The organism is Lentzea sp. NPDC058450 (assembly GCF_042721395.1).
In the GTDB taxonomy this organism is placed as follows: Bacteria; Actinomycetota; Actinomycetes; order Mycobacteriales; family Pseudonocardiaceae; genus Lentzea.
Genome location: NZ_JBHXLO010000001.1, coordinates 434,101 through 459,630 on the forward strand (window position 1 = coordinate 434,101; position 25,530 = coordinate 459,630).

At 71.0% G+C, this 25,530-nt stretch carries 24 protein-coding genes; 8 read left to right on the forward strand and 16 right to left on the reverse strand.

The features are described from left to right. Positions 1 to 99: 99 nt before the first annotated feature. A complete protein-coding gene (locus ACFWNN_RS02200) occupies positions 100 to 282 on the reverse strand; it encodes a hypothetical protein (RefSeq protein WP_382437984.1) in 183 nt (60 codons plus the stop codon). Between the two features lie 182 nt (positions 283 to 464). Beyond that, complete coding sequence (locus ACFWNN_RS02205) at positions 465 to 761, reverse strand: hypothetical protein (RefSeq protein WP_382437985.1); 297 nt, start codon at positions 759 to 761, stop codon at positions 465 to 467. A 161-nt stretch (positions 762 to 922) separates the two neighbouring features. Between ACFWNN_RS02205 and ACFWNN_RS02210 the strand changes: the two genes are divergently transcribed. Beyond that, positions 923 to 1,666, forward strand: coding sequence for a class I SAM-dependent methyltransferase (locus tag ACFWNN_RS02210; protein WP_382437986.1), 744 nt, complete (start codon positions 923 to 925; stop codon positions 1,664 to 1,666). Positions 1,667 to 1,990: 324 nt separating this feature from the next. Then, positions 1,991 to 3,376, forward strand: coding sequence for an MFS transporter (locus ACFWNN_RS02215; RefSeq protein WP_382437987.1), 1,386 nt, complete (start codon positions 1,991 to 1,993; stop codon positions 3,374 to 3,376). On the opposite strand, the gene ACFWNN_RS02220 is transcribed toward ACFWNN_RS02215, so the two are convergent. Together ACFWNN_RS02220 and ACFWNN_RS02225 are read right to left on the reverse strand one after the other, a co-directional pair. After that, positions 3,324 to 3,815 (reverse strand): winged helix-turn-helix transcriptional regulator, encoded by a 492-nt coding sequence (locus ACFWNN_RS02220; RefSeq protein WP_382437988.1) that lies wholly within the window; start codon positions 3,813 to 3,815, stop codon positions 3,324 to 3,326. The genes ACFWNN_RS02215 and ACFWNN_RS02220 overlap by 53 nt on opposite strands. Positions 3,816 to 3,890: 75 nt before the next feature. Continuing rightward, positions 3,891 to 4,847 carry a GlxA family transcriptional regulator gene (locus ACFWNN_RS02225; protein ID WP_382437989.1) on the reverse strand — a complete coding sequence of 319 codons (957 nt, stop codon included), beginning with the start codon at positions 4,845 to 4,847 and terminating at the stop codon, positions 3,891 to 3,893. Between the two features lie 69 nt (positions 4,848 to 4,916). Between ACFWNN_RS02225 and ACFWNN_RS02230 the strand changes: the two genes are divergently transcribed. Continuing rightward, entirely contained in the window at positions 4,917 to 5,849 is a 933-nt protein-coding gene (locus tag ACFWNN_RS02230; RefSeq protein WP_382437990.1) for an NADP-dependent oxidoreductase, read from the forward strand. 70 nt (positions 5,850 to 5,919) lie between these two features. Here the strand turns inward: ACFWNN_RS02230 and ACFWNN_RS02235 are convergent, their stop codons facing one another. Further along, positions 5,920 to 6,630, reverse strand: a complete 711-nt coding sequence (locus tag ACFWNN_RS02235) for an alpha/beta fold hydrolase (RefSeq protein ID WP_382437991.1) — start codon at positions 6,628 to 6,630, stop codon at positions 5,920 to 5,922. A gap of 118 nt (positions 6,631 to 6,748) precedes the next feature. Here ACFWNN_RS02235 and ACFWNN_RS02240 point away from each other — a divergent pair, with 118 nt between their 5' ends. Both ACFWNN_RS02240 and ACFWNN_RS02245 read left to right on the forward strand, forming a co-directional pair. Beyond that, entirely contained in the window at positions 6,749 to 7,087 is a 339-nt protein-coding gene (locus tag ACFWNN_RS02240) for a winged helix-turn-helix transcriptional regulator (RefSeq protein WP_382437992.1), read from the forward strand. A 112-nt stretch (positions 7,088 to 7,199) separates the two neighbouring features. Next, positions 7,200 to 8,990, forward strand: coding sequence for a rhodanese-like domain-containing protein (locus tag ACFWNN_RS02245; RefSeq protein WP_382437993.1), 1,791 nt, complete (start codon positions 7,200 to 7,202; stop codon positions 8,988 to 8,990). Between the two features lie 34 nt (positions 8,991 to 9,024). On the opposite strand, the gene ACFWNN_RS02250 is transcribed toward ACFWNN_RS02245, so the two are convergent. The 5 genes from ACFWNN_RS02250 to ACFWNN_RS02270 are packed head-to-tail and all read right to left on the reverse strand — an operon-like array spanning position 9,025 to position 15,044. Beyond that, complete coding sequence (locus ACFWNN_RS02250) at positions 9,025 to 10,071, reverse strand: LLM class flavin-dependent oxidoreductase (protein ID WP_382437994.1); 1,047 nt, start codon at positions 10,069 to 10,071, stop codon at positions 9,025 to 9,027. Beyond that, positions 10,068 to 11,669 carry a dipeptide ABC transporter ATP-binding protein gene (locus ACFWNN_RS02255; RefSeq protein ID WP_382437995.1) on the reverse strand — a complete coding sequence of 534 codons (1,602 nt, stop codon included), beginning with the start codon at positions 11,667 to 11,669 and terminating at the stop codon, positions 10,068 to 10,070. Before ACFWNN_RS02255 ends, ACFWNN_RS02250 begins: the two co-directional genes overlap by 4 nt. Beyond that, complete coding sequence (locus tag ACFWNN_RS02260; RefSeq protein ID WP_382437996.1) at positions 11,648 to 12,463, reverse strand: ABC transporter permease; 816 nt, start codon at positions 12,461 to 12,463, stop codon at positions 11,648 to 11,650. Before ACFWNN_RS02260 ends, ACFWNN_RS02255 begins: the two co-directional genes overlap by 22 nt. Beyond that, complete coding sequence (locus tag ACFWNN_RS02265; RefSeq protein ID WP_382437997.1) at positions 12,460 to 13,422, reverse strand: ABC transporter permease; 963 nt, start codon at positions 13,420 to 13,422, stop codon at positions 12,460 to 12,462. The genes ACFWNN_RS02260 and ACFWNN_RS02265 overlap by 4 nt, the downstream gene beginning before the upstream one ends. Further along, positions 13,419 to 15,044: an ABC transporter substrate-binding protein gene (locus tag ACFWNN_RS02270; protein WP_382437998.1), complete on the reverse strand. Its 1,626-nt coding sequence runs from the start codon at positions 15,042 to 15,044 to the stop codon at positions 13,419 to 13,421. Before ACFWNN_RS02270 ends, ACFWNN_RS02265 begins: the two co-directional genes overlap by 4 nt. A gap of 110 nt (positions 15,045 to 15,154) precedes the next feature. Here ACFWNN_RS02270 and ACFWNN_RS02275 point away from each other — a divergent pair, with 110 nt between their 5' ends. Next, the gene (locus ACFWNN_RS02275) at positions 15,155 to 17,383 is read left to right on the forward strand and encodes a molybdopterin-dependent oxidoreductase (RefSeq protein ID WP_382437999.1); all 2,229 of its coding nucleotides are present in this window, start codon (positions 15,155 to 15,157) and stop codon (positions 17,381 to 17,383) included. Here ACFWNN_RS02275 and ACFWNN_RS02280 read toward each other — a convergent pair. The 3 genes from ACFWNN_RS02280 to ACFWNN_RS02290 form a co-directional block, all read right to left on the reverse strand. Continuing rightward, entirely contained in the window at positions 17,359 to 18,519 is a 1,161-nt protein-coding gene (locus ACFWNN_RS02280) for an acyl-CoA dehydrogenase family protein (RefSeq protein WP_382438000.1), read from the reverse strand. The genes ACFWNN_RS02275 and ACFWNN_RS02280 overlap by 25 nt on opposite strands. Further along, positions 18,516 to 19,733, reverse strand: coding sequence for an LLM class flavin-dependent oxidoreductase (locus ACFWNN_RS02285; RefSeq protein WP_382438001.1), 1,218 nt, complete (start codon positions 19,731 to 19,733; stop codon positions 18,516 to 18,518). The genes ACFWNN_RS02280 and ACFWNN_RS02285 overlap by 4 nt, the downstream gene beginning before the upstream one ends. A gap of 79 nt (positions 19,734 to 19,812) precedes the next feature. Continuing rightward, on the reverse strand, positions 19,813 to 20,685 hold the full coding sequence (locus ACFWNN_RS02290; protein WP_382438002.1) for a LysR family transcriptional regulator: 873 nt from the start codon (positions 20,683 to 20,685) through the stop codon (positions 19,813 to 19,815). Positions 20,686 to 20,841: 156 nt separating this feature from the next. Here ACFWNN_RS02290 and ACFWNN_RS02295 point away from each other — a divergent pair, with 156 nt between their 5' ends. Further along, positions 20,842 to 21,525 carry an alpha/beta hydrolase gene (locus ACFWNN_RS02295; RefSeq protein ID WP_382438003.1) on the forward strand — a complete coding sequence of 228 codons (684 nt, stop codon included), beginning with the start codon at positions 20,842 to 20,844 and terminating at the stop codon, positions 21,523 to 21,525. Next, positions 21,525 to 22,868, forward strand: coding sequence for an FAD-binding oxidoreductase (locus ACFWNN_RS02300; RefSeq protein WP_382438004.1), 1,344 nt, complete (start codon positions 21,525 to 21,527; stop codon positions 22,866 to 22,868). Before ACFWNN_RS02295 ends, ACFWNN_RS02300 begins: the two co-directional genes overlap by 1 nt. On the opposite strand, the gene ACFWNN_RS02305 is transcribed toward ACFWNN_RS02300, so the two are convergent. From ACFWNN_RS02305 to ACFWNN_RS02315, 3 genes are read right to left on the reverse strand one after another with little or no spacing between them, the layout of a single operon-like run. Next, entirely contained in the window at positions 22,846 to 23,712 is an 867-nt protein-coding gene (locus ACFWNN_RS02305; RefSeq protein ID WP_382438005.1) for a TauD/TfdA dioxygenase family protein, read from the reverse strand. The two genes, ACFWNN_RS02300 and ACFWNN_RS02305, sit on opposite strands and share 23 nt — an antisense overlap. After that, the gene (locus ACFWNN_RS02310) at positions 23,709 to 24,503 is read right to left on the reverse strand and encodes an ABC transporter ATP-binding protein (RefSeq protein ID WP_382438006.1); all 795 of its coding nucleotides are present in this window, start codon (positions 24,501 to 24,503) and stop codon (positions 23,709 to 23,711) included. The genes ACFWNN_RS02305 and ACFWNN_RS02310 overlap by 4 nt, the downstream gene beginning before the upstream one ends. Next, entirely contained in the window at positions 24,496 to 25,515 is a 1,020-nt protein-coding gene (locus ACFWNN_RS02315) for a glycine betaine ABC transporter substrate-binding protein (RefSeq protein WP_382438007.1), read from the reverse strand. Before ACFWNN_RS02315 ends, ACFWNN_RS02310 begins: the two co-directional genes overlap by 8 nt. Between the last annotated feature and the right edge of the window lie 15 nt (positions 25,516 to 25,530).

The window sequence follows — 25,530 nt, forward strand, 5'->3', positions numbered from 1 at the left end:
AGGTCAGGAAGACGTCCTTCGCGCCGCTTGCCAGGTAAAGCGGGTGTAGAGGACGCTCGTCGCGCCGGCCGACGCGACCGCCTGAACCGCCTCCCACAGCTAAGCGGGCGAGTCCGTCAGCAGCGGCAGGATCGGCACCACGAAGACGATGCAGTCCAGACCGGCCTCGTGGATCGCCGTCACGGTGGCCAGGCCGACGGCGGTGCCTGGTTCGACCGACTGCCGCACGATGGCGGGCGGGTCGACACAGCATCCGTGAGGGCCGCGACGACGTCGTGGCATTCACCAGCGCCCTGACCGAGGCGGACCTCAACATCATCGGGGAACCGCACGCGGAGATCGTGCTCAGCGTGGACAACCCGACGCGGCCCGGTTCCTGAGGCTGTGCGAGGCCGACGACGCGGACGTCTCCCGCAACATCGTGGAGGCCATGCTGCGGCTCGCCCCGACCGTCCCGTCGCTGATCACTCGTCGGCAGGTCCGGCTTCCTTGCCGATACGGCCGCGTTGACTTCGAACCCGGCCGATCAATACCGGCGATCGTTGCGCAACCGGCTCGGCAGGCACCTGCGACACACCGACGCACTCACCCAAGTGACCCGCTCCCCCGCACTCGTCGATCTCGCGACCGCCGCGGCCCGCGACGGCCGACGCGCGTTCGACGACCTCGTCGAACTCGGCCTCGGCGCGGGTCGCATCAGCCCCGCACTCACAATGGCGATTCTCCGAGTCGGTGCCGGAAATCTGTTGCGAGGTCAGCACATCAGCGACCTGCCTTGATGTCCGCCTCATGACGTTTCCGCAGCCTTGGGCACCCTTCGGCGGGTCGGGAGGTGAGCTGCGACGGCCGCAGCGGAAGCGGGCGATCGGCGAGGGAGATGATCTCCTGGCGCCCTGATTTGTCACTGGGCAGTATGGGAAACATGCCTGCCATTCCCGAGAACTCCGCCGTCATCGCCGATGTGGCCGTGGAGAACGACTACGACGGCTTCGCCGAGGCGTACACGGCCGAGAACGAAGGCAGCCTCCTCAACGCCTACTACGTCCGGCCCGCGATCGTGGACCTGGCCGGCGACGTGGCCGGTCGGCGGATTCTCGACGCCGGCTGCGGTGCTGGTCCTGTGTCCGTGGCGCTACGTGATCGGGGAGCCGTCGTGAGCGGCTTCGACCGCAGCGCCAAGATGGTGGAGCTGGCCCGGCAGCGGCTCGGCGACGACGTCGACCTGCGGGTCGCCGACATAACGGGCCCGCTGCCGTACCCCGACGGCGCGTTCGACGACGCCGTCGCCGCTTTGGTGCTGCACTACCTGGAGGACTGGACCGCGCCTCTGGCTGAGCTGCGGCGGGTGCTGAAGCCCGGTGGCCGGCTGATCGTGGTCGTCAACCACCCCATCCTCTTCAAGATGGTGCATCGCGAGACTGACTACTTCGCGACCACCAAGTGGTCCGACGAGTACGACTTCAACGGCCAGAAGGCCGTGCTCACCTACTGGCACCGGCCGCTGCACGCGATGACCGATGCCTTCACCGCAGCAGGCTTCCGCACCGCCGTCATCAGCGAGCCGCCGGCGGCGCCGGAAGCCCGCGAACTCTTTCCCGACGAGATGGCGAGGTTCCCCTCCGGGGCGTTCCTGAGCTTCATGTTCTTCGTCCTGGAGGCCGCCTGACCACGGTGTGGCACACGGGTGGCCGCAAGGTCGCGGCACGCTTGCCCTGACCTTGCGGCTCCGTACGGGCGCTACAGGCCGTTGGCAAGGAACCGACGCGGTTGTAATGGCTGCTCATCGCCGCCAGACACGAGACCACCACCAACGTCATCGACAACGACGGCCACACCCTGCCCGCCGACGCAGTCGTGCTCATCAACCTCGGCACACACCGAGGCCCGCGACCTCCCAGAGCCGCTGCCGTCTCGGCCCCCGAACGGGTTGCACCTGGACCTCACCCACGGCTACCGTGCGCCAATCAAACTCTCTTCAAAGGAGTTAGGCGTGATCGAGCCTCGACGACCCCGGCGCGCTCTGCTCGCGGTGATCGCAGCCAGCGTGCTGTCGTCGCTGGACCTGTTCGTGGTGAACCTCGCGTTCGGCTCGATCCACCAGGCCTTCGCGACCGCCACCGACCAGGGCATGTCCTGGGTGATCAACGGTTACGGCATCGCGTTCGCCGCCCTGCTCGTGCCGTCAGGCAGGCTGGCCGACCACTTCGGCGCGCGGCGGGCGTTTCGCTCAGGCCTGCTGCTGTTCGCCGTGTCCAGCGCGTTGTGCGCGGCCGCGCCGGCGCTCGAGGTGCTCATCGCCGCTCGAACCCTGCAGGGAATCGGCGCGGCTTTGCTCGTGCCGACGAGTCTCGGATTGCTGCTGAGTTCGACGCCGCCGGACCGGCACCGGCGGATGGTCGGTCTCTGGACGGCGACTGGTTCCGCGGCGGCGGCGCTCGGTCCCGCGTTGGGCGGACTGCTCGTGCAGGTCGACTGGCGGTGGATCTTTCTCATCAACGTGCCGGTCGCGCTGCTCGCGCTGGTGTTCAGCCGCGACCTCGTTGACTCCCCCGGCAGTGACGCCCGGTTGCCGGACCTCTGGGGCAGTGTGATTCTCGCGATCGGGGTCGGGGCGTTGGTCACCGGAATTTCTTACGAGGGTTGGGCTTCCCGGGGTGCGACCGTCGCGGGCGTGCTGCTGCTCGTCGTCTTCGTGTGGCGCTGCACAAGGGTTCCCGCCCCTGCGCTTGATCTCCAGCTGTTTCGCGTGACCTCGTTCTCGGTGTCGACGATCGGCATGCTGTGCTTCTACGCCGGTTTCGGCGCGATGCTGCTCAGCGGCCCGCTGTACCTGACCCAGGTGTGGCACTGGGACACCGTGCGCGCCGGAGTGGGGATGTGCGCGGGGCCGGCGGCCGCCGTGCTCAGTTCGAGCCTCTTCGGACGGTTGCGGGTCGAAGCGCGGTTCTCCGCTGTGCTGGGCGGCGCGCTGTTCGCCGCCGCGGCGTGCTGGTGGCTGGTGATGCTGGACGGCGGCGCGAACTTCTTCATCGGCTTCATGCCGGGGTCGATCATGACCGGCACGGCGGCGGGGATCGTGCAGACCGCGTTCCTGGCCGGCGGTACCGCGAACCTGTCCAGCTCGGTGTATTCCACCGCCGCCGGAGTGCTCAACACCGCACGCCAGGTCGGTGCCGCTCTGGGAGTGGCCGTCTTGGTCGCCCTGGGCGGCGCGGGGCAACGTCCTGAGGAGTTCCGTCCTGTGTGGATCTTCATCGCGGTGGTGGCCGGAATCGCCGCTGTCACTGGGTTCTTCCTCCGTGACCGCGCTCCTGTCGAATCGGCTAACGAGCCCCCGTCAGGTCGACCCGCAGCCCTTCCCACGAGCCAGGCCTGATCCAGGTGACGTTCTCGGCGCTCAGTTCGACGCCGCACTGATCGCACGAGTCCGAAAGGGACGTTCGCGCACCGCATCCCCGGCAGAGGACTCCCAGTCGCAGCCTTGGCGCGTCGGAGGGCGTGTGCTGCTCGGCCCAGCGGGCAAGGGCGTGCAGGATCGGCAACGTGTCCGCGCCGCTCCGGGTCAGCAGGTACCTGTGTCGCGGCCTGGCGCCCTCGGTGTAGGGCTCTTTGCGCAGCAGGCCGGCCTCGGTCATGGCGCGCAACCGCGAGCTGACGATGTTGTCCGCGGCCTCCAGCCGCACCTTGAACTCGTCGTAACGCTCCGCGCCGGCCACTGCCTCACGCAGGATCAACAACACCCACGGGTCGCCGAGAACGTCCAGCCCCCGCGCGATCGGACAGCCGTCACCCGACCAGTCGGACCGCAACGGCATGAACGCCTCCCTGATCTATGACATGAACGCCGCCCACCGTACTCTCTTCACGCAAGTACAGCTGTCCGCGCTGCCTCACTCCGCTGGCTTGAGCTCCTTGCGAAAGGTTCGCCGGTAGCTCTGGGGCGTCACCCCTAGATCGGCGTTCATGTGCTGGCGCAAGGAAGTCGCGGTGGCGAACCCGACGTCCAGGGCGATCTCGTCGACCGACAGCGTGCTGGATTCGAGCAGGTGCCTGGCACGCTGCAGACGCTGCTGCGTGATCCACCGGTGCGGCGGGAGGCCGGTCTCGTCGCGGAACCGGCGGGCGAACGTCCGCGGGCTCATGTGCACCAGCTCGGCCAACTGCGGCACGCTCAGCGTGGCGGCCATGTTCTCCAGCGCCCACTGCCGTGCCGCGGCCGTGGACGAGGCGGCGTCCTCGGGCACCGGACGTTCGACGTACTGCGCCTGGCCGCCGTCGCGGAACGGTGGCGCGACGCACCGGCGCGCGGCGCGGTTCGCGATCTCGGTGCCGAGATCGAGGCGGATGAGGTGCAGGCACAAGTCCACCCCGGCGGACGCGCCGGCCGAGGTGAGCACGTCGCCGTCGTCGACGAACAGCACGTCCTCGTCGAGCTTGATGTGCGGGAACCACGCGCGGAACTGCGCGGCCGCTTCCCAGTGCGTGGTGGCCGGACGGCGGTCGAGCAGCCCGGCGGCCGCGAGCACGAACGCGCCGGTGCAGATCGACGCGATCCGCGTACCTGGCCGCACGCGCTCCAGCGCGGCGGCGACCGGGTCGGCCAGCCGCGGCCCGAGGCGCTGCGGGTGGCTTGGGGCGATGACGACCGTGTCAGCCGACTCCAGGACCTCGGGGCCGTGACCGGGCATCACCGCGAAGCCGGCGTTGGTCTCGACGGGCCCGCCGTCCACCGAGCACACCAGCACCTCGTAGGCGTCTCCGGCCGCGCCGAAGACCCTGGCCGGGATGCCGAGCTCGAACGGGAAGACCCCGTCCAGCGCGAGAACGGCGACGCGATGCAGAGACATGGCAGAATTCTATCGGAAGATGGCATTTCTGCCATTGCCGCCGATCGTTGCAGGTCAGAGCATGGATGGATGAGCGACACCATGACCGTCATCAGCCAGGACCAGCTCGGCGGACCCGAGGTCCTCCACTCCACCCAGGCGCCCGTCCCCGCACCGGGCATGAGCCAGATCCTCATCAAGGTGCACGCGGCCGGGGTGAACCCGATCGACGCGACCAACCGCCAGACGGGTATGTTCCTCGGCCGGCCACCGTTCGTGCTGGGCTGGGACGTCTCCGGCACCGTCGCCGCCGTCGGCCTTGGCGTCACCACCCACCGCGTCGGCGACGAGGTCTTCGGCATGCTGCCCTTCCCCCAGGGCCACGGCGCCTACGCGGAGTACGCCGTCGCTCCCGCCAGGCTGTTCGTACCCAAGCCCGACCGCCTCACCCACGTCGAAGCCGCCGCACTGCCCCTGGCGGGCCTCACCGCGTGGCAGGCCCTCGCCGAGACCGCCCAGGTGGGCGCCGGAACCCGCGTCCTGATCAACGGCGCCGCAGGCGGAGTAGGCCACCTCGCCGTCCAGATCGCCAAGCACCTCGGCGCCCACGTCACCGCCGTCGTGTCCGGCCCCAACGCCGACTTCGCCCGGTCACTGGGAGCCGACGAGGTCATCGACCGCACGAAGTCCGACTACACCGCCGACGTGCGTGACCTGGACGTGGTTCTGGACACGACCGGCAGCGACCCGCTTCCCGCGTTCGCCACCCTCAGGTCAGGTGGTGTGTTCGTGACCCTCGCGCCGCGAACGCTGGCTGGCACCGGCGAGGAGGCCGAGCGCCGCGGCATCCGCACCGCCGGTCCGCTCGTGGAGGCGGACCGGCTCGGCATGACCACCATCGCCGACCTCGCCGACACCAAGCAGCTCGCGGTCACCGTCGAAGCCACCTACCCACTGGCTGAGGCGGGCAAGGCTCAGAGCACCAAGCCGGGCCGCGGCAAGGCCGTACTCGTCGCCGCCTGACCGCACGGGAGCCGTTTCCTCGAGCACGCAACAGGACGGCTCGGCACTCTCGAGAGCGTGCACGTGGTGATCATCGCGGCCTCTGGGACGTCTCGAGCAACAGTGCGGTGAGCTCGGCGGGCATGGTGATCATGCAGTCGTGGCCGGTCGGCAGTTCGTGTACCCGCTCGCCTGCCGGGACGGGCCGCCGGGTGATGCCCGCCGGTCGCTCTCCGACGCAGTGGATGTGCGTGCGCGGGATGGCGCGGGCGGTCGGGTCGTCCAGCCGGACCGGCTCCTGAAGGCATCGCGCCGGGTGGTCCGACAGCATCGAACGCAACCAGGCGACGTCCTCGGGATCGGTGACGCCGAACAAACCGAGCGGCGGCGGCTGCTCCGGCATGGGCGGAACCCGCCAGCCGTCCACGGCGACGTCGATGAGCCGCTTGGTGACCGGAAGGACGTCGACCGCGGACTCGCCGTCCTCGGGGACCATCGCGTCGAGGAACACCAGGTGTGCGATCCGCTTCGGGACTCTCTGGGCGACCCCCGAGATGACCATCCCGGCGTAGCTGTGCCCGACGAGCACGACGTCGTCGAGGCGCTCGTCGTCAATCAGGCCGACGATGTCGTCGATGTGGGTGCCGAGCCCGATCTCCGGGCTCAGCAGGTGTGCCTTGTCGCCGTACCCGGTCAGCGACGGCGCTAGCGCCCGGTGTCCGGCCGACTCCAGCAGCGGAACCACGCGGTCCCAGGTCCGCCCGTTGTGCCAGGCGCCGTGTACCAGCAGAAATGTGACCATGTGCGAGCGGTTCCTCCCAGTGCCTCGGTACCCTTTGGTAACCGAGAACATCGTGATCCACCCGACGCACACCCGGCAATCAGGCACTTTTCGATGCCCCGGTTCTCTGGAGGTAACCGTGCAGGACCCGTGCCAGGCCCGCGAAGTCCTCGGGATCGTCGGGGACAAGTGGGCGCTGCTGATCGTGCGCATGCTCAAGGACGGGCCGCGCCGCTTCACCGAGCTGAAGCGGTCCATCGACGGCATCAGCCAGCGCATGCTCACCGTGACGCTGCGCGACCTCGAACGCGACGGAATCCTGACGCGCACCGTCCTCAACGTCATGCCGCCGCACGTCAGCTACGAACTGACCACCATGGGCCGGACCCTGCGCGAGGCCACCGCGCCCCTGCTCGAGTGGAGCATCACGCACCTGCCGGACATAGCCGCGGCTCGCGCCGACTACGACAACCGGTGAACGGGCAGGAAGCCGCGCGCGGGGGTCTCAGCATCTGGTCGGCCTTGCCTGATCACCGTGACAGGACAAGGCTTTCCCGCACGACGCCCCCGTCTGTCCACATGGGAGTTCCATGAGCAGGTACGTGATCATCGGAGGTGGTGCGGTCGGCGCCACTCTCGCCGCCGAGCTGCACGCCGTCGGCCGCAGGGTGCTCCTGGTCGCCCAGGGTGCGCACCTCGAGGCGTTGCGCGACAGCGGTTTGCGCTACGTCACACCGCACGGGACCGATGTGGTGCGGCTGCCGGTGGCGGGTGGCCCGGACGAGGTCGAACTGCACCGCGACGACATCCTGGTGCTCGCCACCAAGTCGCAGAACACCGAGGAGGTCGTCCGGGCCTGGGCGTGGCGTTCGGTTGACACGGGCACGGCCGCGTCCGAACTGCCGATCGTCGTGCTGCAGAACGGGTTGGAGAACGAACGGGTCGCGCTGCGGCGGTTCGCCACCGTGTTCGGCGCGGTGGTCTGGGTGCCGGCGAGCCACCTGTCCCCCGGCGAGGTCGTGTCCCCGGCGGACCCGGTCGTGGGCGCGTTCTGGATCGGCGCCTACCCGAGCGGGGACCACCCGAGGCTGGCGGGGATCGCCGAGGACCTGACTGCGGCGCGGTTCCACGTCGAGGTGGTCGAGGACGTCCGGCCGTGGAAGGCCGCGAAGCTCATCTCCAACACCGTCAACGCGCTGGGCGCGCTCTACCCGCCGAGCGCGTTGCGCGACGCGGCCGCGCGGATCACCCGGCAGGAGGCCGAGCTGGTGCTCGGCGTCCGCGGTCTCACGCCGGACGGGGTCACCGAGGCTGTGGTGGTCCACCCGATTCCGGGCCACGACCGGCAGGGCGGGTCGACGTGGCAGAGCCTGCACCGCGGTGGCGCGCCCGAGACCGACTACCTCAACGGCGAGATCGTGTTGCAGGCCAGGCTGTCCGGGCGGTCCGCCCCGTACAACGCCGCTCTCACGCAACGCGTGCAGCGCGCGGTCGCGGACGGGGTCGGCCCGAGTGGTCTCGACGACGCTGACCTGCTCACGACGGTGCCGGACCTGCGCCGCCGCGCTGTGCTCGTCACGCCGGCCGAACTGCACGAACTGCTGGACGGGAGCAGGCCGCCGCTGGTGCTCGACGTCCGCTGGGCGCTGGGCGACGCCGCGGGGCACGACCACTACCGGGCCGGGCACGTTCCCGGCGCGGTCTACGTCGACCTGGACACCGAGCTCGCCTCGCCACCCGGCGGCACCGCGGGGCGGCATCCCCTGCCCGACGTCGCGGACCTCCAGGCCGCCGCACGCCGCTGGGGCGTCACCGCGGACCGTCCGGTGGTCGTGTACGACGACAACGGCGGCACGTCCGCCGCACGGGCGTGGTGGTTGCTGCGCTGGGCGGGCCTGCCCGACGTGCGGATCCTGGACGGCGCGCTGAAGTCCTGGCGTGACAACGACTTCGAACTGTCCACCGGGGACGAAGCGCAGGAGCCGGGTGACGTGGTGCTGTCCGGTGGTCACCTGCCGACGCTCACCGCCGACGAGGCCGCCGCGCTGGCGGACAAGGGCGTGCTGCTCGACGCGCGCGCGGCGGAGCGGTACCGCGGCGAGGTGGAGCCGGTCGACGCCCGTGCCGGGCACATCCCCGGTGCCCGGTCCGCGCCCACCGCGGGCAACCTGGTCGACGGCGCGTTCCTGCCGACCGAGCAGTTGCGGGCGAGGTTCGCGGATCTGCCGGGCGAGAACGTCGGGGTGTACTGCGGTTCCGGGGTGACGGCCGCCCATGAGATCGCCGCGCTCGCCGTGGTGGGCATCGACGCCGCGCTGTACCCGGGTTCGTGGTCGGCGTGGTCGGCGGATCCGGACCGGCCGGTCGAGACCGGGGAGTGACCGCCGGGGTGGTGGCGCCCGGCGGTCACCACCCTCAGCCCGACGGTTCCCAGCCCCACGCGGGTGCCACCGCCGCCAGGTCGGTGAGCAGGCGGACGTTGTCCGTGAGCCCGAACGCGGGTGGCAGGAACAGCACGACCTCGTCCGCCGCCGCCAGCCCGGGATCGGCGAGCACGGCCCGCGCGACGTCGTCCGGGTCACCGTGCAGGACGGGGCTGATCCGCAGTCCGGCCGGCAGGTCCGCGGTGATCACCGGCGTGAGTGCGCCCCGCGGCCGGGACGCGGCCATGCCCTCGGTGCGCCGCTGCAGGTCGTAAGCCGCGTACTTCTCCCGCAACTCGGCGGTCGGCCCGGGCAGGATCGACGCGGCGACCGCGACGCGCGGCGGTCGCGTGCCGTGCTTGTCCCGCCACGTCGAGCGGTAGGCCTCGATGATGCGGGCCTGGTACTCGCCGAACGTCTCCCCCTCGGCGAGGTCGTGCAGCACGGTGCCGGTGATCAGCCCGATGCCGAGTTCCGCCGCCCGCACCGCGGACCCGAAGCTGGCCGCGCCCTGCCGGACCCGTGCGAGCAGTCCAGGGCTGTGCGGGGTGACCTTCAGCTCTGTGCCGGGTGGCGCGCCCTGCCCCGGTCCGTCCACGACGTGCAGGGTCTCGCCGCCGACCGCCGCGAGGAAGCGTTCCTGGCGGCGCTGGGCCTCTGTGCGCGCATCGGTGCCGACCGTGCCGAAGACGGCGTCGAACGCCGCGTTGGCGCCCGTGGCCACGGCGAGTTCGAGGCGGCCGTCCACGAGCAGGTCGACGGTCCCGGCGGCCTCGGCCAGCAGGACCGGTTCCTGATAGCGCATCGGCAGCACGGCGGTGCCGAGCCGGATGCGGTGGGTGTGCTGGCCGACGGCGGCGAGGAACGGCAGCGGAGACGACAGGTAGTGGTCGAAGTGCCGCTGGTAGACCCAGCCCGACTGGTAGCCCAGCGTCTCGGCCGCGCGGAACAACGCGATGCCGTCGCGCAGCCCCCGGCCCGGACCGTGCTGCTCGTCGAACGAGACACGGGTGTTGAACCCGAGCCGGGCCGATGTCATCGGAGTTCCTTCACACCAGCGGGAACGGAATCGACGAGCGCGCGCGTGTACTCCTCGCGCGGGGAGTCGAAGACGGACTTCACGGGGCCGCTCTCCACGATCCGGCCGCGGTGCATCACCGAGACCGAGTGCGCGAGCTGCCGGACCAGTGCCAGGTCGTGCGAGACGAACACGTAGGTCAGCCCCAGTTCGGCCTGCAACGACAGCAGCACCTCGACGATCCCCGCCTGCACGGTGACGTCCAGCGCGGAGGTCGGTTCGTCCAGCACGATCACGTCGGGGCGCAGCACCAGCGACCGGGCGATCGCGACCCGTTGCCGTTGCCCGCCCGACAACGCCGACGGCCGGCGCGACGCCAGGTCCGCGGTCAGCCCGACGGCGTCGAGCGCCTCGCGCACCCGGTCGGCGCGTTCCTCCCGGGTCCCGATCCGGTAGCGGTGCAACGACTCGCCCACCAGCCGGCCGACCGTCCACGTGGGATCGAGCGAGGTGAACGGGTTCTGGTAGACCAGCTGCAGGTGGCGGCGCACCGACCGCAGTTCCTGGTGCGACCGACCGGTGACCTCCTCGCCGGCCACGGCGATGCTGCCGCGGTCCGGTGTCTCGAGGCCGAGCAGCAACCGGATCGTGGTGGTCTTGCCCGACCCGGACTCGCCCACCAGCGCGTGGGTCTCCCCCGCGCCGACGGCGAACGACACGTCGTCGACCGCGACCAGGCGTGCGCCCTCGACGGTGAACGACTTCGTGACGCCGCTGACCTGGATCTTGGGCAGACCGGCGTCCGGGATGGTGCGCAGGTGCTCGTAGCGGTCGGGGTTCAGGGCCGGAACGTCCGCGCGCAGCCGGCGGGCATACGCCGACGAGGGCGCGGCGAACACCGTCGCGGTGTCCCCGGTCTCCTGGGCCACGCCGTCCTTGAGCACCACGAGCGAGTCCGCCCGTTCGGCCGCCACGGCGAGGTCGTGGGTGATCAGGAGCAGGCTGATGTCCAGGTCCTGCCGCAACGACGACAGCAGGTCGAGGATGCGCTTCTGGATGGTGACGTCGAGCGCGGACGTCGGTTCGTCGGCCACGATCAACGCCGGACGTGGCAGCACGGTGAGCCCGATCAGCACCCGCTGGAGCATGCCGCCGGACAGCTGGTGCGGGTACGAGTCGTGGACCCGGCGCGGGTCGTCCAGCCCGACCTGGGCGAACGTGTCGAGCACCAGCGCCGTCCGCTCGGCCTTCGACGCCGGTCCGAGCAGCGCGGCCGCCTCCTGGGCCTGCGAACCGATGGTGCGCACCGGGTTCAAGGCGTGGCCGGGGTCCTGCGGCACGAACCCGATCGAGCGCCCGCGCAGCGACCGGAACTGCCGCTCCGGCAGCGACAGCACGTCGCGGCCGTCGAACTCGACGACACCGCTTGCCCGGCCGTTGCGGGGCAGCAACCGCAGAACAGACCGCGCGATCGTCGACTTGCCGGACCCGGATTCCCCGATGAGCGCGAGGCTTTCCCCGCGCCGCACCTCGAAGTTCACGTGCGACACGACCTCGTTGTGTCCATATGCGACGGTGAGGTCGTCCACGCGCAGTATCAGTCGGTCCTGCGTAGCCATCGGCTGATCCTGTTCACGGAGAGGACGGTCGTGATCATGACGAGGGCCGGTGCGTAGACCAGCCACGGGGACAGCGGGTAGTCCTTGCCGACCGAGATCAGCAGGCCCCAGTCGGAGGCGGGAGGCGGGTCGCCGTAGCCGAGGAACGCGAGACTGGCGATGATCAGGATCGAGTAGCCGAACTGCAGCACCGCGAGCGAGAGCAACGACCGCGAGGCGTTCGGGAGCACGTGGCGCACGAGCACGTGCCACTGCGCGCCGCCCTGGAGGTAGGCGGCCTCGACGAACACCGCGCGCCGCGTCTTGATCACCTCCGACCGCATGACCCTGGCGAAGACGCCGACCGCGGAGACACCCGTGGCGATCGCGGCGTTGGTCGTCTCGAACCCGAGCGCGCTCACCACGATCACCGCCAGCAGGAACTCCGGAATCGCGAGCAGCACGTCGACCAGGCGGGCGAGCACCGTGTCGGTCCAGCCCCCGGTGAACCCGGCGACGAGACCGATCAGGCCACCGACGACGACTGCGATGCCGACGGCGATCACCGCGCTGCTCACCGACGACGCGGTGCCGTACACGACGCGGGCGAACAGGTCGCGGCCGAGGTGGTCGGTGCCGAACCAGTGGTCGAAGCCCGGTGCCCGGAACTTGTCCGCCGGCACGCCCGCGGCGGGGTTCTGGCTGGTGAACAGACCCGGCACCACCGACCACAGCAGCACGATCCCGACCACGCCGAACGACAGCGCGGCGGTCAACGGGACCCTGGTCCTGGGCCTGGTGAGGGTGGCCGTCATGACGTCACCGCCTCCTTGTCCCGCGTGCGGACGCGGGGGTCGAGCAGCGGGTAGACGAGGTCCGCCACGAGGTTCACGACGACGAACACCACCGCGGCGAGCGCCACGACCGCCTGCAACACCGGGAGGTCCTGCGTGGTCACCGACCGCTCGACCAGGCTGCCGATGCCGTTGCGGCCGAAGACCCGTTCGGTGATCACCGCGCCGCCCAGCAGTTCGCCGACGGTCAGCGCGATCACCGTGACGACCGGCAGCGACGACGGTTTGAGCAGGTGCCGGAAGAACAGCCGGGTCTGGCCGAGGCCGCGGGACCGGGCGACCGCCGCGTACTCCTGCCCTGCCTCGTGGTCGAGGTTCGCGATCAGCACCTCCGCGACCCGCGCGGACACCGGGATGCCCAGCGCGATCGCCGCGAAGAACGTCGGCAGCGCGGCCTCGGCGTCGATCACCCGGAACAGCCCGAACTGGAACGCGAAGACGTTGATCAGCAGCAGGCCGATCACGTAGTTGGGCACGGACAGGAACAGCGACGGGAACGCCCGCAGCAGGCCCTGGCCGTAGCGAGCGGGCAGGTACCGGGTGCCGAACGCGACCGCGAACGCCAGCAGCACCGCGACGGCGAGCGCCGACAGGGCCAGCACGATCGTCGACGGCAGCACCTCGCCGACCAGCCGCGACACCGGCAGCCCCGACCGCAGCGAGATGCCGAGGTCGCCGGTCACGAAGCGGGACAACGACTCCCACAGCTGCACGTACACCGGCCGGTCGAGGCCGTAGTAGGAGACGATCCGGGTGATCTCCTCCTCGGTGAACCCGTTCTGCGGGTTGCGCAGCGTGTTGGTCACCGGGTCGCCGGGCAGCACGCTGATCACGACGAACGTGAACACGTACGCCAGCAAGATCACGACAGCGGCTTGGACGACGCGGCGGAGGGCGTAGATGCCGTAGCCGCGGGTCATGACGTGAGCGAAGCGGTGTAGTAGTTGGCGTACGCGATGCCGTTGTACGTGACGCCGGTCAGCTTGGGCGACTGCAGGTAGATGCGCTGCACGATCTGGGTCAGCGGCACGTAGTAGCCCTGCTGCAACACATATCCCTGCAGTTCGTCGAGGACCTTGGCACGTGACTCGACGCTCTCGGCCCGCGCCACCCCGGTCGCCAGTTCGACGAGCTTCTGGTCGCTCTGGCCGAGGCCGAACCAGTTCTCGCCCTTGTTGGCGTCGGTCAGCACGCCCGCGACCGTGCCCGCGTCGATGAAGCTGCGGGTGATCTCGTAGGCCGGCACGGTGGGGCTGTTGAGCTTGATGCGCTCGCCGTAGGTCACGACGTCGAACGACTGGATGCCGACCTTGAAGCCGAGCTTGCCGAGTTGCTGCGCGACCAGTTCGTCGATCGACTTGGACGCGGCCAGGTACGGGTTGGAGTACAGCGTCAGCGCGAGTTGCTTGCCGTCCTTGGCCCGCACACCGTCGGCACCCTTCGCCCAGCCCGCCTCGTCGAGGAGCTTGTTCGACTTGGCCGCGTCGAACGCGAAGTCGGCGCTGCGGTCCGTCGCGCCCGGGACGTTGCTCTGGAACAACGACTTCGCGGGCAGCCAGTCCTCGGTGTAGACGGTGGAGATGATCTCGGCGCGGTCGATGCCGTGCTGGAACGCCTGCCGCACCAGGATGTCGTCGAACGGCGCGACCTTGGTGTTGATCGCGTAGCCGTTGACGAACCCGAGGTAGCGCGGGGTGGCGGTGGTGAAACCCTGGTCCTTGAAGGACTTCAGCTCCTGCGGCGACGGGTTGTAGGCGACGTCGGCCTGCCCGGACTGGACGGCCGAGGTACGCACCGACGGTTCCGCCACGAGCTTGTAGGTGATCGTGTCGAGCGTCGCCGGTCCCTGCTTGCCGAGCGCCGGCGGCGCCCAGTTGTAGTCGTCGCGCTTCTTCAGCACGACGGTGTCGCCTTCCTTCCAGGACTGCACGACGAACGGGCCGCTGCCGATGTCGTTGGACAGGTCGGCCTGCTGCGCGGCGGGCAGCGCGATGGTCTTGGGCGAGATCAGGATCGACCCGTGGTAGCCCAGGGTCGGGATGAACCCGAGCGTCGGCGCCTTGAAGAACACCTTCACCGTCTGCGGGTCCACGGCCTCGGACCGCTCGTAGGTCTTGGGGAACAGGCCGATCGGGTTGATGCCGCGGACCGGGTCGCCCTTGGACCAGATGTCGAGGTTGGCGACGACCGCGGCGGCGTCGAGCGGGGTCTTGTCGGAGAACGTCACGCCTGTCTTGAGGTGCAACGTGAATTCGGTCGCGGTGGGGTTCTGCTCCCACTTCTCCGCGATCCACGGGCTGACCGCGCCGTTCTCGTCGACGTAGACGAGCTTGTCGGTGACGTGGCCCCAGATGTGGCCCTGGAAGCTGGAAATGGCGCTGTTGTTGGGAATCCAGGTGTCGCCGAGCGAGTCGATCAGGAACGTGATGCCGCCACCCTGTTTCGCCGCACCACCTCCCGCCGTGGCACCGGCCCCGCACGCGGTGAGGGCCAGCACGGAGACGAGGCCGACGATGGTCCGGAACGCGCGGGTGGGTTTCATGCGGAAACGGTAAAAGCGCGCACGTCAACGGGTCCAAGACGAAAAGGGGATCGTTTCCCATCACGGAGTCTTATCTCTGACACCGCGAGAGTGCGATTACCGTCGTCGGTGTGGAGACCAGCGCGCACTGGGGAACGTATCGCGTCGAGGTGGCCGGCGGCGAGGTCGTCGCCGTGACACCACCCGACGCCGACGCGGCCCCGGCCATCGGCAACGTGGTGAGCGGGAACCGGCACGGCTCGCGGGTGGCGCGGCCGAGCGTGCGGCGGGGCTGGCTGGAGCACGGGCCCAGTCCCGGCCCGCGCGACGGCGAGTTCGTCGAGGTCGGCTGGGACCACGCGCTCGACCTGGTCGCCGGCGAGCTCGGCCGGGTGCGGTCGCGGTTCGGCAACCAGGCGATCTTCGGCGGCTCGTACGGCTGGGGCAGCGCCGGGCGGCTCCACCACGCGCAGAGCCAGCTGCACCGGTTCCTCAACGCGATCGGCGGCTACACGCGGTCGATCAACGACTACAGCCGGGGCGCGAGCATGGTCCTGCTCCCCCACCTCGTCGGCGCGCAGGCAGCCCTGGACCTGCGGTACCGGCCCGCGTCGTGGGCCGACGTCACCGCGCACACCGATCTGCTGGTCACCTTCGGCGGCGTGCGGCGGTCCAACACCTGGGTCGTGCCGGGCGGCCACGCTCGGCACACCGGTTCCGCGCACCTCAGAGCCGTCGGCCGCACCACCGAGGTCGTCTCGCTGTCCGCGCAACGCGACGACGCGTTCGACGGCGCGCAGTGGCTGCCGGTGATGCCCGCGACGGACACCGCGGTCCTGCTCGCGCTGATTCACGTGCTGGTGGTCGACGGGCTCGCGGACGACGAGTTCCTGGCCCGCTGCACGGTGGGTGCCGACCGGGTGAGCCGCTACGTCCTCGGCGAGCTCGACGGCGTGCCCAAGACGCCCGAGTGGGCCGAGACGATCAGCAGGACACCCGCGGCGTCCCTGCGCGCGCTCGCCCACCGGATGGCCGCCGGACGGACCCTGATCAACGTCGTCTACGCGTTGCAGCGCGGGGAGAACGGCGAGCAACCGGTGTTCGCGGCGCTGACGCTGGCGGCGTTCCTCGGGCAGATCGGCCTGCCGGGCGGTGGTTTCGCGCACGGGTTCGGGTCGATGGGCGACTACGGCGTCGGGGTCGCCGGGCCGCGCCTGCCGACGTTCCCGCAGCTCACGAACCCTGTGCCGGACTTCATCCCGTGCGCCCGGATCAGCGACCTGCTGCTGCGGCCGGGGCAGGAGATCCCCTACGACGGCGGTCGGCTGCGGTTCCCCGAGGTCAAGGTGGCCTACTGGGCGGGCGGCAACCCGTTCCACCACCACCAGGACCTGCGGCGGCTGCGCACCGCACTGTCCCGTCTGGACACCCTCGTCGTGCACGAGACCCACTGGACGCCCACGGCCCGGCACGCCGACGTCGTGCTGCCGGTCGCCACCACGCTGGAACGCGAGGACGTCGCCGCGGGCGCCGGGGACAGCAGGCTGCGGGTCATGCCGAAGATCGTGGCTCCCTTCGCCGAAGCACGCGAGGAGTTCGCGATCTACACGTCGCTGGCGCAACGGCTGGGCGCGGACTTCGCCGAGGGCCTCGACTCGCGGCAGTGGCTCGAGCGGATCTACGAGGAGTGGCGGGCCGCGCCCGGCTCGCCGCCCGCACCGCCGTTCGCCGAGTTCTGGCGCGACGGTGGCGTCGACCTCCCGCAGGAGCCCTACGACGACCCGGTGTTCACCGCGTTCCGCGCCGCACCGGAGGACTTCCCGCTGGGCACCCCGAGCGGCCGGATCGAGCTCGACTCGGTGGTGGCCGGGCAGGCGCGGTGGCGCGAGCCCACGCAGTGGTGGGGATCGCCGGCGGCCGCCGAGTTCGACCTGCACCTGCTGTGCAACCAGCCGTCGCACCGGCTGCACAGTCAGCTCGACATGGCCGAGGCGAGCCAGGCGAGCAAGGTCGCCGGGCGGGAACCGATCCGGCTGCACCCGGCCGACGCCGCAGCACGTGGACTGTCCACAGGGGACGTCGCGCTCGTCCGCAGCCCCCAGGGATCCCTGCTGGCGGGCGTGCTCGTGACCGACGCCCTGCTGCCCGGGGTGGCGCAGATGCACACCGGGGCGTGGTTCGACCCCAGCGCCCCGGAGATCGCCGACTGCGTCAACGGCAACGTCAACGTGCTCACCCGGGACGTCGCCACCTCACCGCTCACCCAGGCAACCAGCGGCGCGCACGTGCTGGTCGCCGTCACGGGGCACGACGGCCCGGTGCCGCCGGTGCGCGCCTACGACCCGCCGAGCACGCGCTGACCGGCCGCGATCAGGGCGGCGTCCTCCTGCGGCGGGTGGACCCGCACGCACAGGACGTCGCGCAGGTGCCGTTCAAGGGAGTTGCGCCGCGACAACGCGGGGTTGCCCAGCGCCGCCACCGCCGTCTGCACGGCCGCGACCACCGACCGGGCGATGGCGACCTTGATCACCGACAGCTGCGGATGCACCGTCTCGTCACCCGACTCGATCCGCAGCAAAGCACCGTGCAGCAGCGTTTCCGCCTGCGCGATCTGCAGGTCGATCTCCCCCGCAACGGCCTGGATCCGTTCGGTGGCGGCGATCGGCCTGCCGAGTGCGGCCGGGACGCGGGACCGGGTGAAGTCGGTGAACGCGGACCGCGCCGCCCGTGCCACGCCGATGTAGAGGGCGGGGTGGCCGAAGCTGCCGGGCCCGGCGACGGCCGCCGGGTCGCGGTAGACGCCGTCGGCACCGCGCGGGATCTCGACGAACGCGTCCAGCGGCAGCGCGACACCGTCGTAGATCACGTCGTGGGTGTTGGAGGCGCGCAGGCCCAGGTGGTCCCAGGTGTCGACCCACGTGATGCCGGGCAGGTCACCGGGCACGAGCACGTGCCCGACTCGGGGTTCGGGATCGTCGGTGACGACCCAGACCTGGTGGTAGGCCAGCGCGGAGGCACCCGTGGCGTAGGCCTTGTGACCGTTCAACACCCAGCCCTCGCCGGACCGGCTGATCGTGGTCTTCGGCAGGCCGCCGCGGGCCGGGGCGCCGAGCTCGGGTTCGGCCCTGATCGCGTTGATCGGCGCCGGTCCCGCGACCGACCGCCGCAGGACGTCGTCGTAGAACGCCTGCGGCCAGTGGGCGTGCGCGGCCTGGGCGGCGTGCGCCATCAGCGTGTTCGCCACGATCAGCGCCACCGACGGGTCGCCCTCGCCGAGCGCGGTGAGGATGCGCGCGGTCTCGCGGGGACCGGCTCCCGGTCCGCCGAACCGCGTGCCGACCGTGGCGGTGAGCAGTCCGGCCCGGTGCGCGACCTCCAGGCCCCGCACCGGGATCGCGCCGCTCTGGTCGTACTCCGCCACGGTCTCGGCCAGTTCGGCGGTGACGGCGGCGAGGTCCGTCGTCACCGCGGGCAGGTCGTAGGCGGTGCTCGTCATGCCTGGCCCGCCGCGTGCCGGCGGTAGTCCTCGCCGTACCCGCCGAGGTGCTCGGCCTGCAGCGTGCCGCGGGTTCCGGTGGCCTCGCGGTGCGCGAGTTCCTGACGCACCAGGGGAAGCACGTGCTTGCCGTAGTCGACGGCGTCGGCGAGCGTGTCGTAGCCCCGGATGCTCACCAGGTCCGCGCCCCGGTCGACGTAGTCCAGAATCGCCGCGGCGACGGTCTCCGGCGAGCCGACCAGCGCGGTCGACGCACCGGCCGCGTTCGTCACGGCGGCTGTCCGAGTCCACAGTGCACGGTCGTAGAGCTCGCTCTTCTCGGCGAACGACAACGCGCGCTGCGACCCGACGTTCTGCGGCGTTCCCGCCGTGAGGAAGCGCTGCTTGCCGTGGGCGGCCTTGCCGAACGTGTCGGCGATCCTGCCGACGTACTCGTGGGCCTTCTTCCACGCCAGTTCGTCGGTCTTGGCGATGATCGGCCGGAACGTCACCCAGATGCGCGGCAGCGTGGTGCGTCCGGCGGCGCGGGCGATCGCGTGCACCCGGTCGATCTCGCCGCGCAGGTCGTCGAGCGGCTCGCCCCAGAAGCTGAAGATGTCGGCCTTCTCGCCGCCGACCTGGAAGGCCTCGTCGGACTGGCCGCCGATGGAGATCGGGATCGGCGACCCGTACGGCGCGAAGCCGGGACCGAAGTCGTCGAACTTGTAGAACTCGCCGTCGTGGCTGAACGGCGCGGGCTCGGTCCACGCCCGCCGCAGCAGGTCGATGTACTCCGAGGTGCGCGCGTACCGGCGTTCCTTGGGCAGGTAGTCGCCCTGGCGGGCCTGTTCGGCGTCGCTGCCGCCGGAGATCAGGTGGACGACCGCGCGGCCCTCGGTCAGCTGGTCCAGGGTGGCGAGCTTCTGCGCGCCCACCAGCGGGAACGTGGTGTTGGGCCGCAGCGCCACGATCGGCCTGATCCGCTCGGTGAGCTGGCCGACCGCCGACGCCACCACGAACGAGTCGGCGCTCGCGGCACCGTAGGGCAGCAACGTGTAGTCGTACCCGCCCTCTTCCAGCGAGCGGACGTACGTGCGGAAGTACTTCAGGTCGATGCCGCGCGTCGGGATCGGGTTCAGCTCCGTCGACGGGTTGAGGTGCGACAGGCTGATGAACTCGACCTTCGGCGAGGCCGACTCGGGGATCTTCGCGTCGAAGACGGGGGCACTGGTCACGTTCTCGACCGTATGGGCCGGTCAGACGGGGTGTCCAAGACAAGTCCGCGAACGGAACCGATAGCCGTGTCTTATCGACTCACGCTCCCTTCGGCACCAGTTGCAGGTGCGGGCGCTGGGCGAAGAAGTCCGTGCCCGCCGTCAACGCGGTCCGCTCGACGTCGGAGGACAGGCCGCGCCGGGCGACCATGCGCAGGTGGGTGGTCCCGGCGTCGGGGAGTTCGGTGTGGACGGTCAGTCCGGACGGGCGGCCGCCGGCGCTCGGCAGCAGCGCGACCCCCAGGCCCGCCCGCACCCCGGCGAGCACGCCCTCCAGCGTCGTGGACTGGCCGACGACCTCGACCCGGTGGCCCTCGGCGGCGAGCACCGACAACGCTCGTTCGCGCAGGCCGCAGGGCTCTTCGAAGGCGACGAGCCGGCACGACGGTTCCGGGGTCCAGCCCCGTGGCGCGTACCAGACCAGCGGCAGCGTGCCGACGAGGTGACCGGCGCCCTGGCCGCTCGGGTCGAGCACGAACGCGAAGTCGACCGTGCCCTTGTTCACCGCGTCGGTGAGCTGCGTGGACCTGCCGATCTCGAACCTCGTGGCGCAGCCGGGGAACGCGGCCTGCAGCGCGCGGATCATCTCCGGCAGGATCTGCTCCGCGCTGTGCTCGGTCGACCCGACCACGATCGTCCTGTCGCGTTCGGCCTCCAGCCTGCGCAGCGAGGCGTCGTGCACCTCGATGATCGCGCGGGCCTCGGCCAGCACGCGTTCTCCCTCGTGGGTGAAGCGCATGGTGCGGCCGTCGCGCTCGAACAGCTTGCGCTTGAGGCCGCGTTCGAGCTGCCTGACGTGCTGGCTCAGCGCGGGCTGGCTGATGTGCCGGACCGCGGCGGCCTTGCTGAACCCACCGCACTCGGCGATCGCGATCAGCGTCCGCAGGTGTTCGAGGTCGAGCGAATTCGTCATGGCTCGATTAGAGCCGACTCGGGCGCGAACCGAGATCCCCGACCGGCATGTGAGAAGTTACCGGCCCGGGTCTTGCAAATTCATCACGAGTCCGCATGGGTAGTCATCCAGAAACACTCTTGGACCGGCGACCCGGCGCCCCGCCAAGGTGATCGCGTGACCACCACCAGCATCGGCGCTTGGGACGAGCCCTCCGGTCTCGCGGCGCGCGGCACCGTCATCCTGCTCACCGGCCGCGGCGAGACCGCGCGCACCTACCAGCGCTTCGGCCGCCGGATCGCCTCCGACGCCTACCGGGTGCGCGTCGTGGAGACCGACCTCGGCGACCTCGAGACCACCCGAAAGCGGGTCGAGGCCCTGCTCGGTGACGCGGATCTGCCCGCTCCCCGCGTGCTCGCGGGCTCCGACACCGGTGCGGCGGTCGCCGCGCGGCTGGGGTCGCTCGCGGACGGCGTCGTGCTGGCCGGGCTCGCGCTGCCGGACAGCGCGCCGGTGGCCGAGTGGCAGGACGAGCTGGAAGCGCGGTCGGCCTGCCCGACCCACCAGCGGGTGCTGTTCGAGGACGAGGACTTCACCCGCGGCGCGCTCGCCGAGCCCGTGCCCGCGGACCTGATCGTCGAGCAGCCGCCGGTGCCCACCCTGGTGCTGCACGGCAACCACGACATCGTCACTCGCCCGGCCGCCGCGTTCGCGCCGTTCCCGGCGGCACGGCTGCGGACCGTGGTGGGCGGGCACCACGACGTGCTGAACGACGTCTCGCACCGGTCCGTCGCGGCGACCGTCGTGCTGTTCCTGGAGAGCCTGAAGCTCGGCGGGGACCTGCCGGACATCGTGGTGTGATGGGGTTTCTCGACGAACTGACGGCGTCCGTCACCGGTGTCTCGACGGCGCCCGACGACCTCGCCGCGGCGGCCACCGACCGTTCGGGCACCACTCCCGACGGACTTCCCGCAGCCGTCGTACGCGCGTCCACTGTGGACGAAGTGCGCCGGACGTTGCGGCTGGCGCACGACCACGGCGTTCCGGTCGTTCCGCGTGGAGCGGGCACCGGGCTGGCCGGGGGCGCCGTGGCCGGGACCGGGAGCGTCGTGCTGGACGTCAGCGGGCTCGACCGGATCCTCTCGATGGACCCGGTCGACGAGATCGCCGTCGTCGAACCGGGTGTGATCACCGCGGAGCTGGACCGCGCCGCCGGTGAGTTCGGCCTGCGCTACGCCCCGGACCCGGCCAGCGCGGCGATCTCCACGATCGGCGGCAACATCGCCACGAACGCGGGCGGCATGCGGTGCGTGAAGTACGGCGTCACCCGCGAGGCCGTGCTGGGTCTGGACGTCGTGCTGGCGGACGGCAGGCTGATCAGCACGGGCCGCCGGACCGTCAAGGGCGTGGCAGGCCTCGACCTCACCGCGCTGTTCGTCGGTTCGGAGGGCACGCTCGGCGTCGTCGTGGGCGCGACGCTTCGCCTGCGTGCGCTGCCCGCGCAGACCTTCACCGCCGTGGCCGCGTACGACAGCGTCGCGGCGGCGGCGACCGCGTGCAGCGAACTGGCCCGGGCCCGCCGTGAACCGAGCCTGCTGGAACTCCTCGACGGCGCCACCCTGGACGTCGTCGACCGCGCCCAGGGCACCGACTACTCCGCGCGCGGCACCGCGTTGGTCATCGCCCAGGCCGACGGCGCGGCCGCCGACTCGGAGATCGCCGCGATCGCCGAGGTCCTGGGCAAGGAGGCCACCTGGCTCTCCGCGGAGGGCGACCCCGACCGGCTGCTGTTCGCCCGCCGCATGGCACTGCCGTCGATCGAACGGTTCGGCCGCGCGCTGATCGAGGACATCTGCGTCCCCCGCTCCCGCCTCGCCGACGCCTTCGAGGGCGTCGGCCGCATCGCACGTGAGCGAGGGGTGGAGATCTACTCGTTCGCCCACGCCGGCGACGGCAACCTCCACCCCATCATCGGCTACGACAAAGCGGCCGACCGGCTGCCCGACGCCGTGCGGGAAGCAGGGGACGACATCTTCGCCCTCGCGCTGGAACTCGGCGGCACGGTCACCGGGGAGCACGGCGTCGGCCTGCTCAAGCGCGACTGGCTGGCGCGGGAGGCCGGTGCGGACGTGCTCGACGTCCACGCCACCCTCAAGTCCGCTTTGGACCCACGCGGAATCCTCAACCCAGGGAAGGGGTTCTGACCTCCGGGCCGACGGGCTGATCACCGCGAAGGGTGATCCGGTGCATCACCCGGTGCTGATCGCCGTAGTCGTCGACTGCCAGGTGGGCGGTGCTGCGGTTGTCCCACACCACCACGTCGCCGGGCGCCCAGCGGTGCCGCACGCTGTACTCCTGGCGACCGATGGCCGTGAAGAAGAGGTCGAGCAGCGCGCGGCTCTCGGTCTCCGACACGTCCTTCACGTGGGTGGTGAAACCGGGGTTGACGAAGAGGCTGCGGCGGCCGGTCTCCGGGTGCACGCGCACGACCGGGTGCGTGACGGGGTCGAGCGACCGGACCCGTTCGCCCTCCCACAGGTTGCCCTCGCCGGACTGCCGGACCTTCAGCAGTTCCTCGAAGTCCTTGCGGCCGTCGTGGACCGCCTCCAGCTTGTCCGCCAGCTCGCGCAGCGGTGGCGACAGCCAGAGGTAGGCCGCCTCGAGGTCGGTCCAGCAGGTGTCGCCTCCCGCGGGCGGCAGGTCGACCGCGCGCAGGACGGAACCCAGCGGCGGGGTGCGGGTGAACGTCACGTCGGTGTGCCACTCGGGGGCCTTGCCGCCGTCGCCGGCGTCGATCACGTAGATCTCGGGGTGGTCCTCGTCGAGGCCCGGCACCACCGGGTGGGCCGGCGTCAGTTCGCCGAGCGAGGCCGCGAACGCCCGGTGTGCCGACGGGTCGAGCCGCTGGCCGCGGAACACGAGCACCTTGCGGTCGAGCAACGCCTGGCGGATCGCGGCCACCGTCTCCGGGGGCAGGTCCTCCGCGAGGTCCACTCCGGACACCTGGGCGCCGATCGCGATCGTCAGCGGTTCGAACGAGAGCGTCATGCCTTCTCCACGAGTTGGTCGGGCCGGGAGGACAGGGTGGCCCGCACCGCGGCGCCCACCTCGCCGCGCAGGGCGGCGTAGCGCGGTGACCCGCGCAGGTCGTCGGCCGGCACCCCGTCGCGGGGCAGGTCGACGGGCAGGCTGAGCGCGATGCGGCCGGGCCGGTCGGTGAGAACGATGACGCGGCTGCCGAGGAACACGGCCTCGTCGACGCTGTGCGTCACGAACACGACCGACCTGCCGTCGCCCGCGAGCGAGCGCACGTCCTCCTGCAGCCGTTCCCTGGTCAGGGCGTCGAGCGCGGCGAACGGCTCGTCCATCAGCAACAACCGCGGCCGGGCGGCGAGCGCGCGGGCGATCGCGACACGCTGCTGCTGGCCGCCCGAGATCTCCCAGGTGCGGCGCGGGCCGAGACCACCGAGACCGACCAGCGACAGCAGTTCCGCCGCCCGCGCAGCCCGTTCCGCCTTCGGCACCTTCGCCCACCTCAGCGCCGTGGCGATGTTGCCGCCGACGGTGCTCCACGGGAACAGGCGCGGTTGCTGGAACACCACGCCGACCTCGCGTCCGGGCACCGGCGGGTGGCCGAGCAGCGTCACGTCCCCTGTGGACGGACGCTCGAACCCGGCCAGCAGCCGCAGCAGCGTGCTCTTGCCCGAGCCGGAAGGGCCCACGATCACCAGGAACTCCCCTGGCGCCACCGCGAGGTCCAGCGGGCCGAGCGCCGGCACGTCGCCCGCCTTGGTGCGGTAGGAGTGCTCGACCCCGCGCAGTTCCGCGACGTCAGCCACGGCCGCCTCCCGGTGTCCGCAGCGCGGCCTGGAACGTCGCGAGGTCCGGCACCTGTTCCACCTTCTTCTGCGCGCGCAGGAACTCGGCCGTGTCGAGCAGCCGGTTCGCGAGCTGGCCTGGCGCTCCCGGGGAGCCGAAGTAGTCGGGACCGCGCTGCTCGGCGTGGTCGAGGTAGATGTTCTGCTTGAGCTGGGCCAGGGCGTCGGCCTCGCCGATGCCGATCTGGCGGCTGACCGCGGCCGCGACCTGTGCGGGGTCGGTCTTGATCAGCTTGAGCGCGTCGTTCGTCGCCGCCAGCCACTTGTCGGCCACGTCGGCGCTGGTGTCGAGGAACTCCCTGCGCGCGACGGTGAACGTGAGCGTGGGCTTGCCGGCGGCCGCGAGTTTCGCGCTGTCGGTGAGCGTCACGCCGTCCTGCTGCAGCACGCTCAGCACCGGTGTCCAGACGTAGGCGCCGTCGATGTCCCCGCGCTGCCAGGCGGCCTGGATGTTCTGCGGTTCGAGGTCGACGAGCGTGACCGACCCGGCGTCGACACCGGCCAGTTCCAGCGCCGCGAGCAGGCTGAAGTGGGCGGTGGAGCTGAACGGCGCGGCGATCTTGCGGTCCGCCAGTTCCGAGATCTTCGTGATCCCGGTGGCCTTGCGCACCACGAGCGCCTCGCTGTCGCCGATGACGTTCAGCAGCTCGATCACCTGGTAGGGGATGTTCAGCGGCGGGCACAGACCCGCGGCGGCCGGGCTGCTGCCGATCACCGCGAGGTCGATCGCACCGCCCAGGAACGCGGTGTTGATGCTCGCACCGGAGTCGAACGCGGTCCACGTGATCTCGTGGTCCGGTAAGGCCTTCTCCAGTGTCTTCTGGTCCTTGACCAGCAACGTGCTGTCGGCGAAGTTCTGAAAGGCGATCCGCACCTTCTTGCCGCCGCCCGGCGACGAGCCACCCACCCCGCACGATGCCAGCACCGGTGCGGACGCGAGCAGGGCGAGCATGCTCCTGCGTGAGATCGGCATGAACGACTCTCCTCG

Coding starts and splice junctions, on each gene's coding strand:
- ACFWNN_RS02200 (WP_382437984.1), bottom strand. CDS start 282: ATGCCACGACGTCGTCGCGGCCCTCACGGATGCTGTGTCGACCCGCCC.
- ACFWNN_RS02210 (WP_382437986.1), top strand. CDS start 923: ATGCCTGCCATTCCCGAGAACTCCGCCGTCATCGCCGATGTGGCCGTG.
- ACFWNN_RS02220 (WP_382437988.1), bottom strand. CDS start 3,815: ATGCCGTTGCGGTCCGACTGGTCGGGTGACGGCTGTCCGATCGCGCGG.
- ACFWNN_RS02225 (WP_382437989.1), bottom strand. CDS start 4,847: ATGTCTCTGCATCGCGTCGCCGTTCTCGCGCTGGACGGGGTCTTCCCG.
- ACFWNN_RS02230 (WP_382437990.1), top strand. CDS start 4,917: ATGAGCGACACCATGACCGTCATCAGCCAGGACCAGCTCGGCGGACCC.
- ACFWNN_RS02235 (WP_382437991.1), bottom strand. CDS start 6,630: ATGGTCACATTTCTGCTGGTACACGGCGCCTGGCACAACGGGCGGACC.
- ACFWNN_RS02245 (WP_382437993.1), top strand. CDS start 7,200: ATGAGCAGGTACGTGATCATCGGAGGTGGTGCGGTCGGCGCCACTCTC.
- ACFWNN_RS02250 (WP_382437994.1), bottom strand. CDS start 10,071: ATGACATCGGCCCGGCTCGGGTTCAACACCCGTGTCTCGTTCGACGAG.
- ACFWNN_RS02255 (WP_382437995.1), bottom strand. CDS start 11,669: ATGGCTACGCAGGACCGACTGATACTGCGCGTGGACGACCTCACCGTC.
- ACFWNN_RS02260 (WP_382437996.1), bottom strand. CDS start 12,463: ATGACGGCCACCCTCACCAGGCCCAGGACCAGGGTCCCGTTGACCGCC.
- ACFWNN_RS02265 (WP_382437997.1), bottom strand. CDS start 13,422: ATGACCCGCGGCTACGGCATCTACGCCCTCCGCCGCGTCGTCCAAGCC.
- ACFWNN_RS02270 (WP_382437998.1), bottom strand. CDS start 15,044: ATGAAACCCACCCGCGCGTTCCGGACCATCGTCGGCCTCGTCTCCGTG.
- ACFWNN_RS02280 (WP_382438000.1), bottom strand. CDS start 18,519: ATGACGAGCACCGCCTACGACCTGCCCGCGGTGACGACGGACCTCGCC.
- ACFWNN_RS02290 (WP_382438002.1), bottom strand. CDS start 20,685: ATGACGAATTCGCTCGACCTCGAACACCTGCGGACGCTGATCGCGATC.
- ACFWNN_RS02300 (WP_382438004.1), top strand. CDS start 21,525: ATGGGGTTTCTCGACGAACTGACGGCGTCCGTCACCGGTGTCTCGACG.
- ACFWNN_RS02305 (WP_382438005.1), bottom strand. CDS start 23,712: ATGACGCTCTCGTTCGAACCGCTGACGATCGCGATCGGCGCCCAGGTG.
- ACFWNN_RS02315 (WP_382438007.1), bottom strand. CDS start 25,515: ATGCCGATCTCACGCAGGAGCATGCTCGCCCTGCTCGCGTCCGCACCG.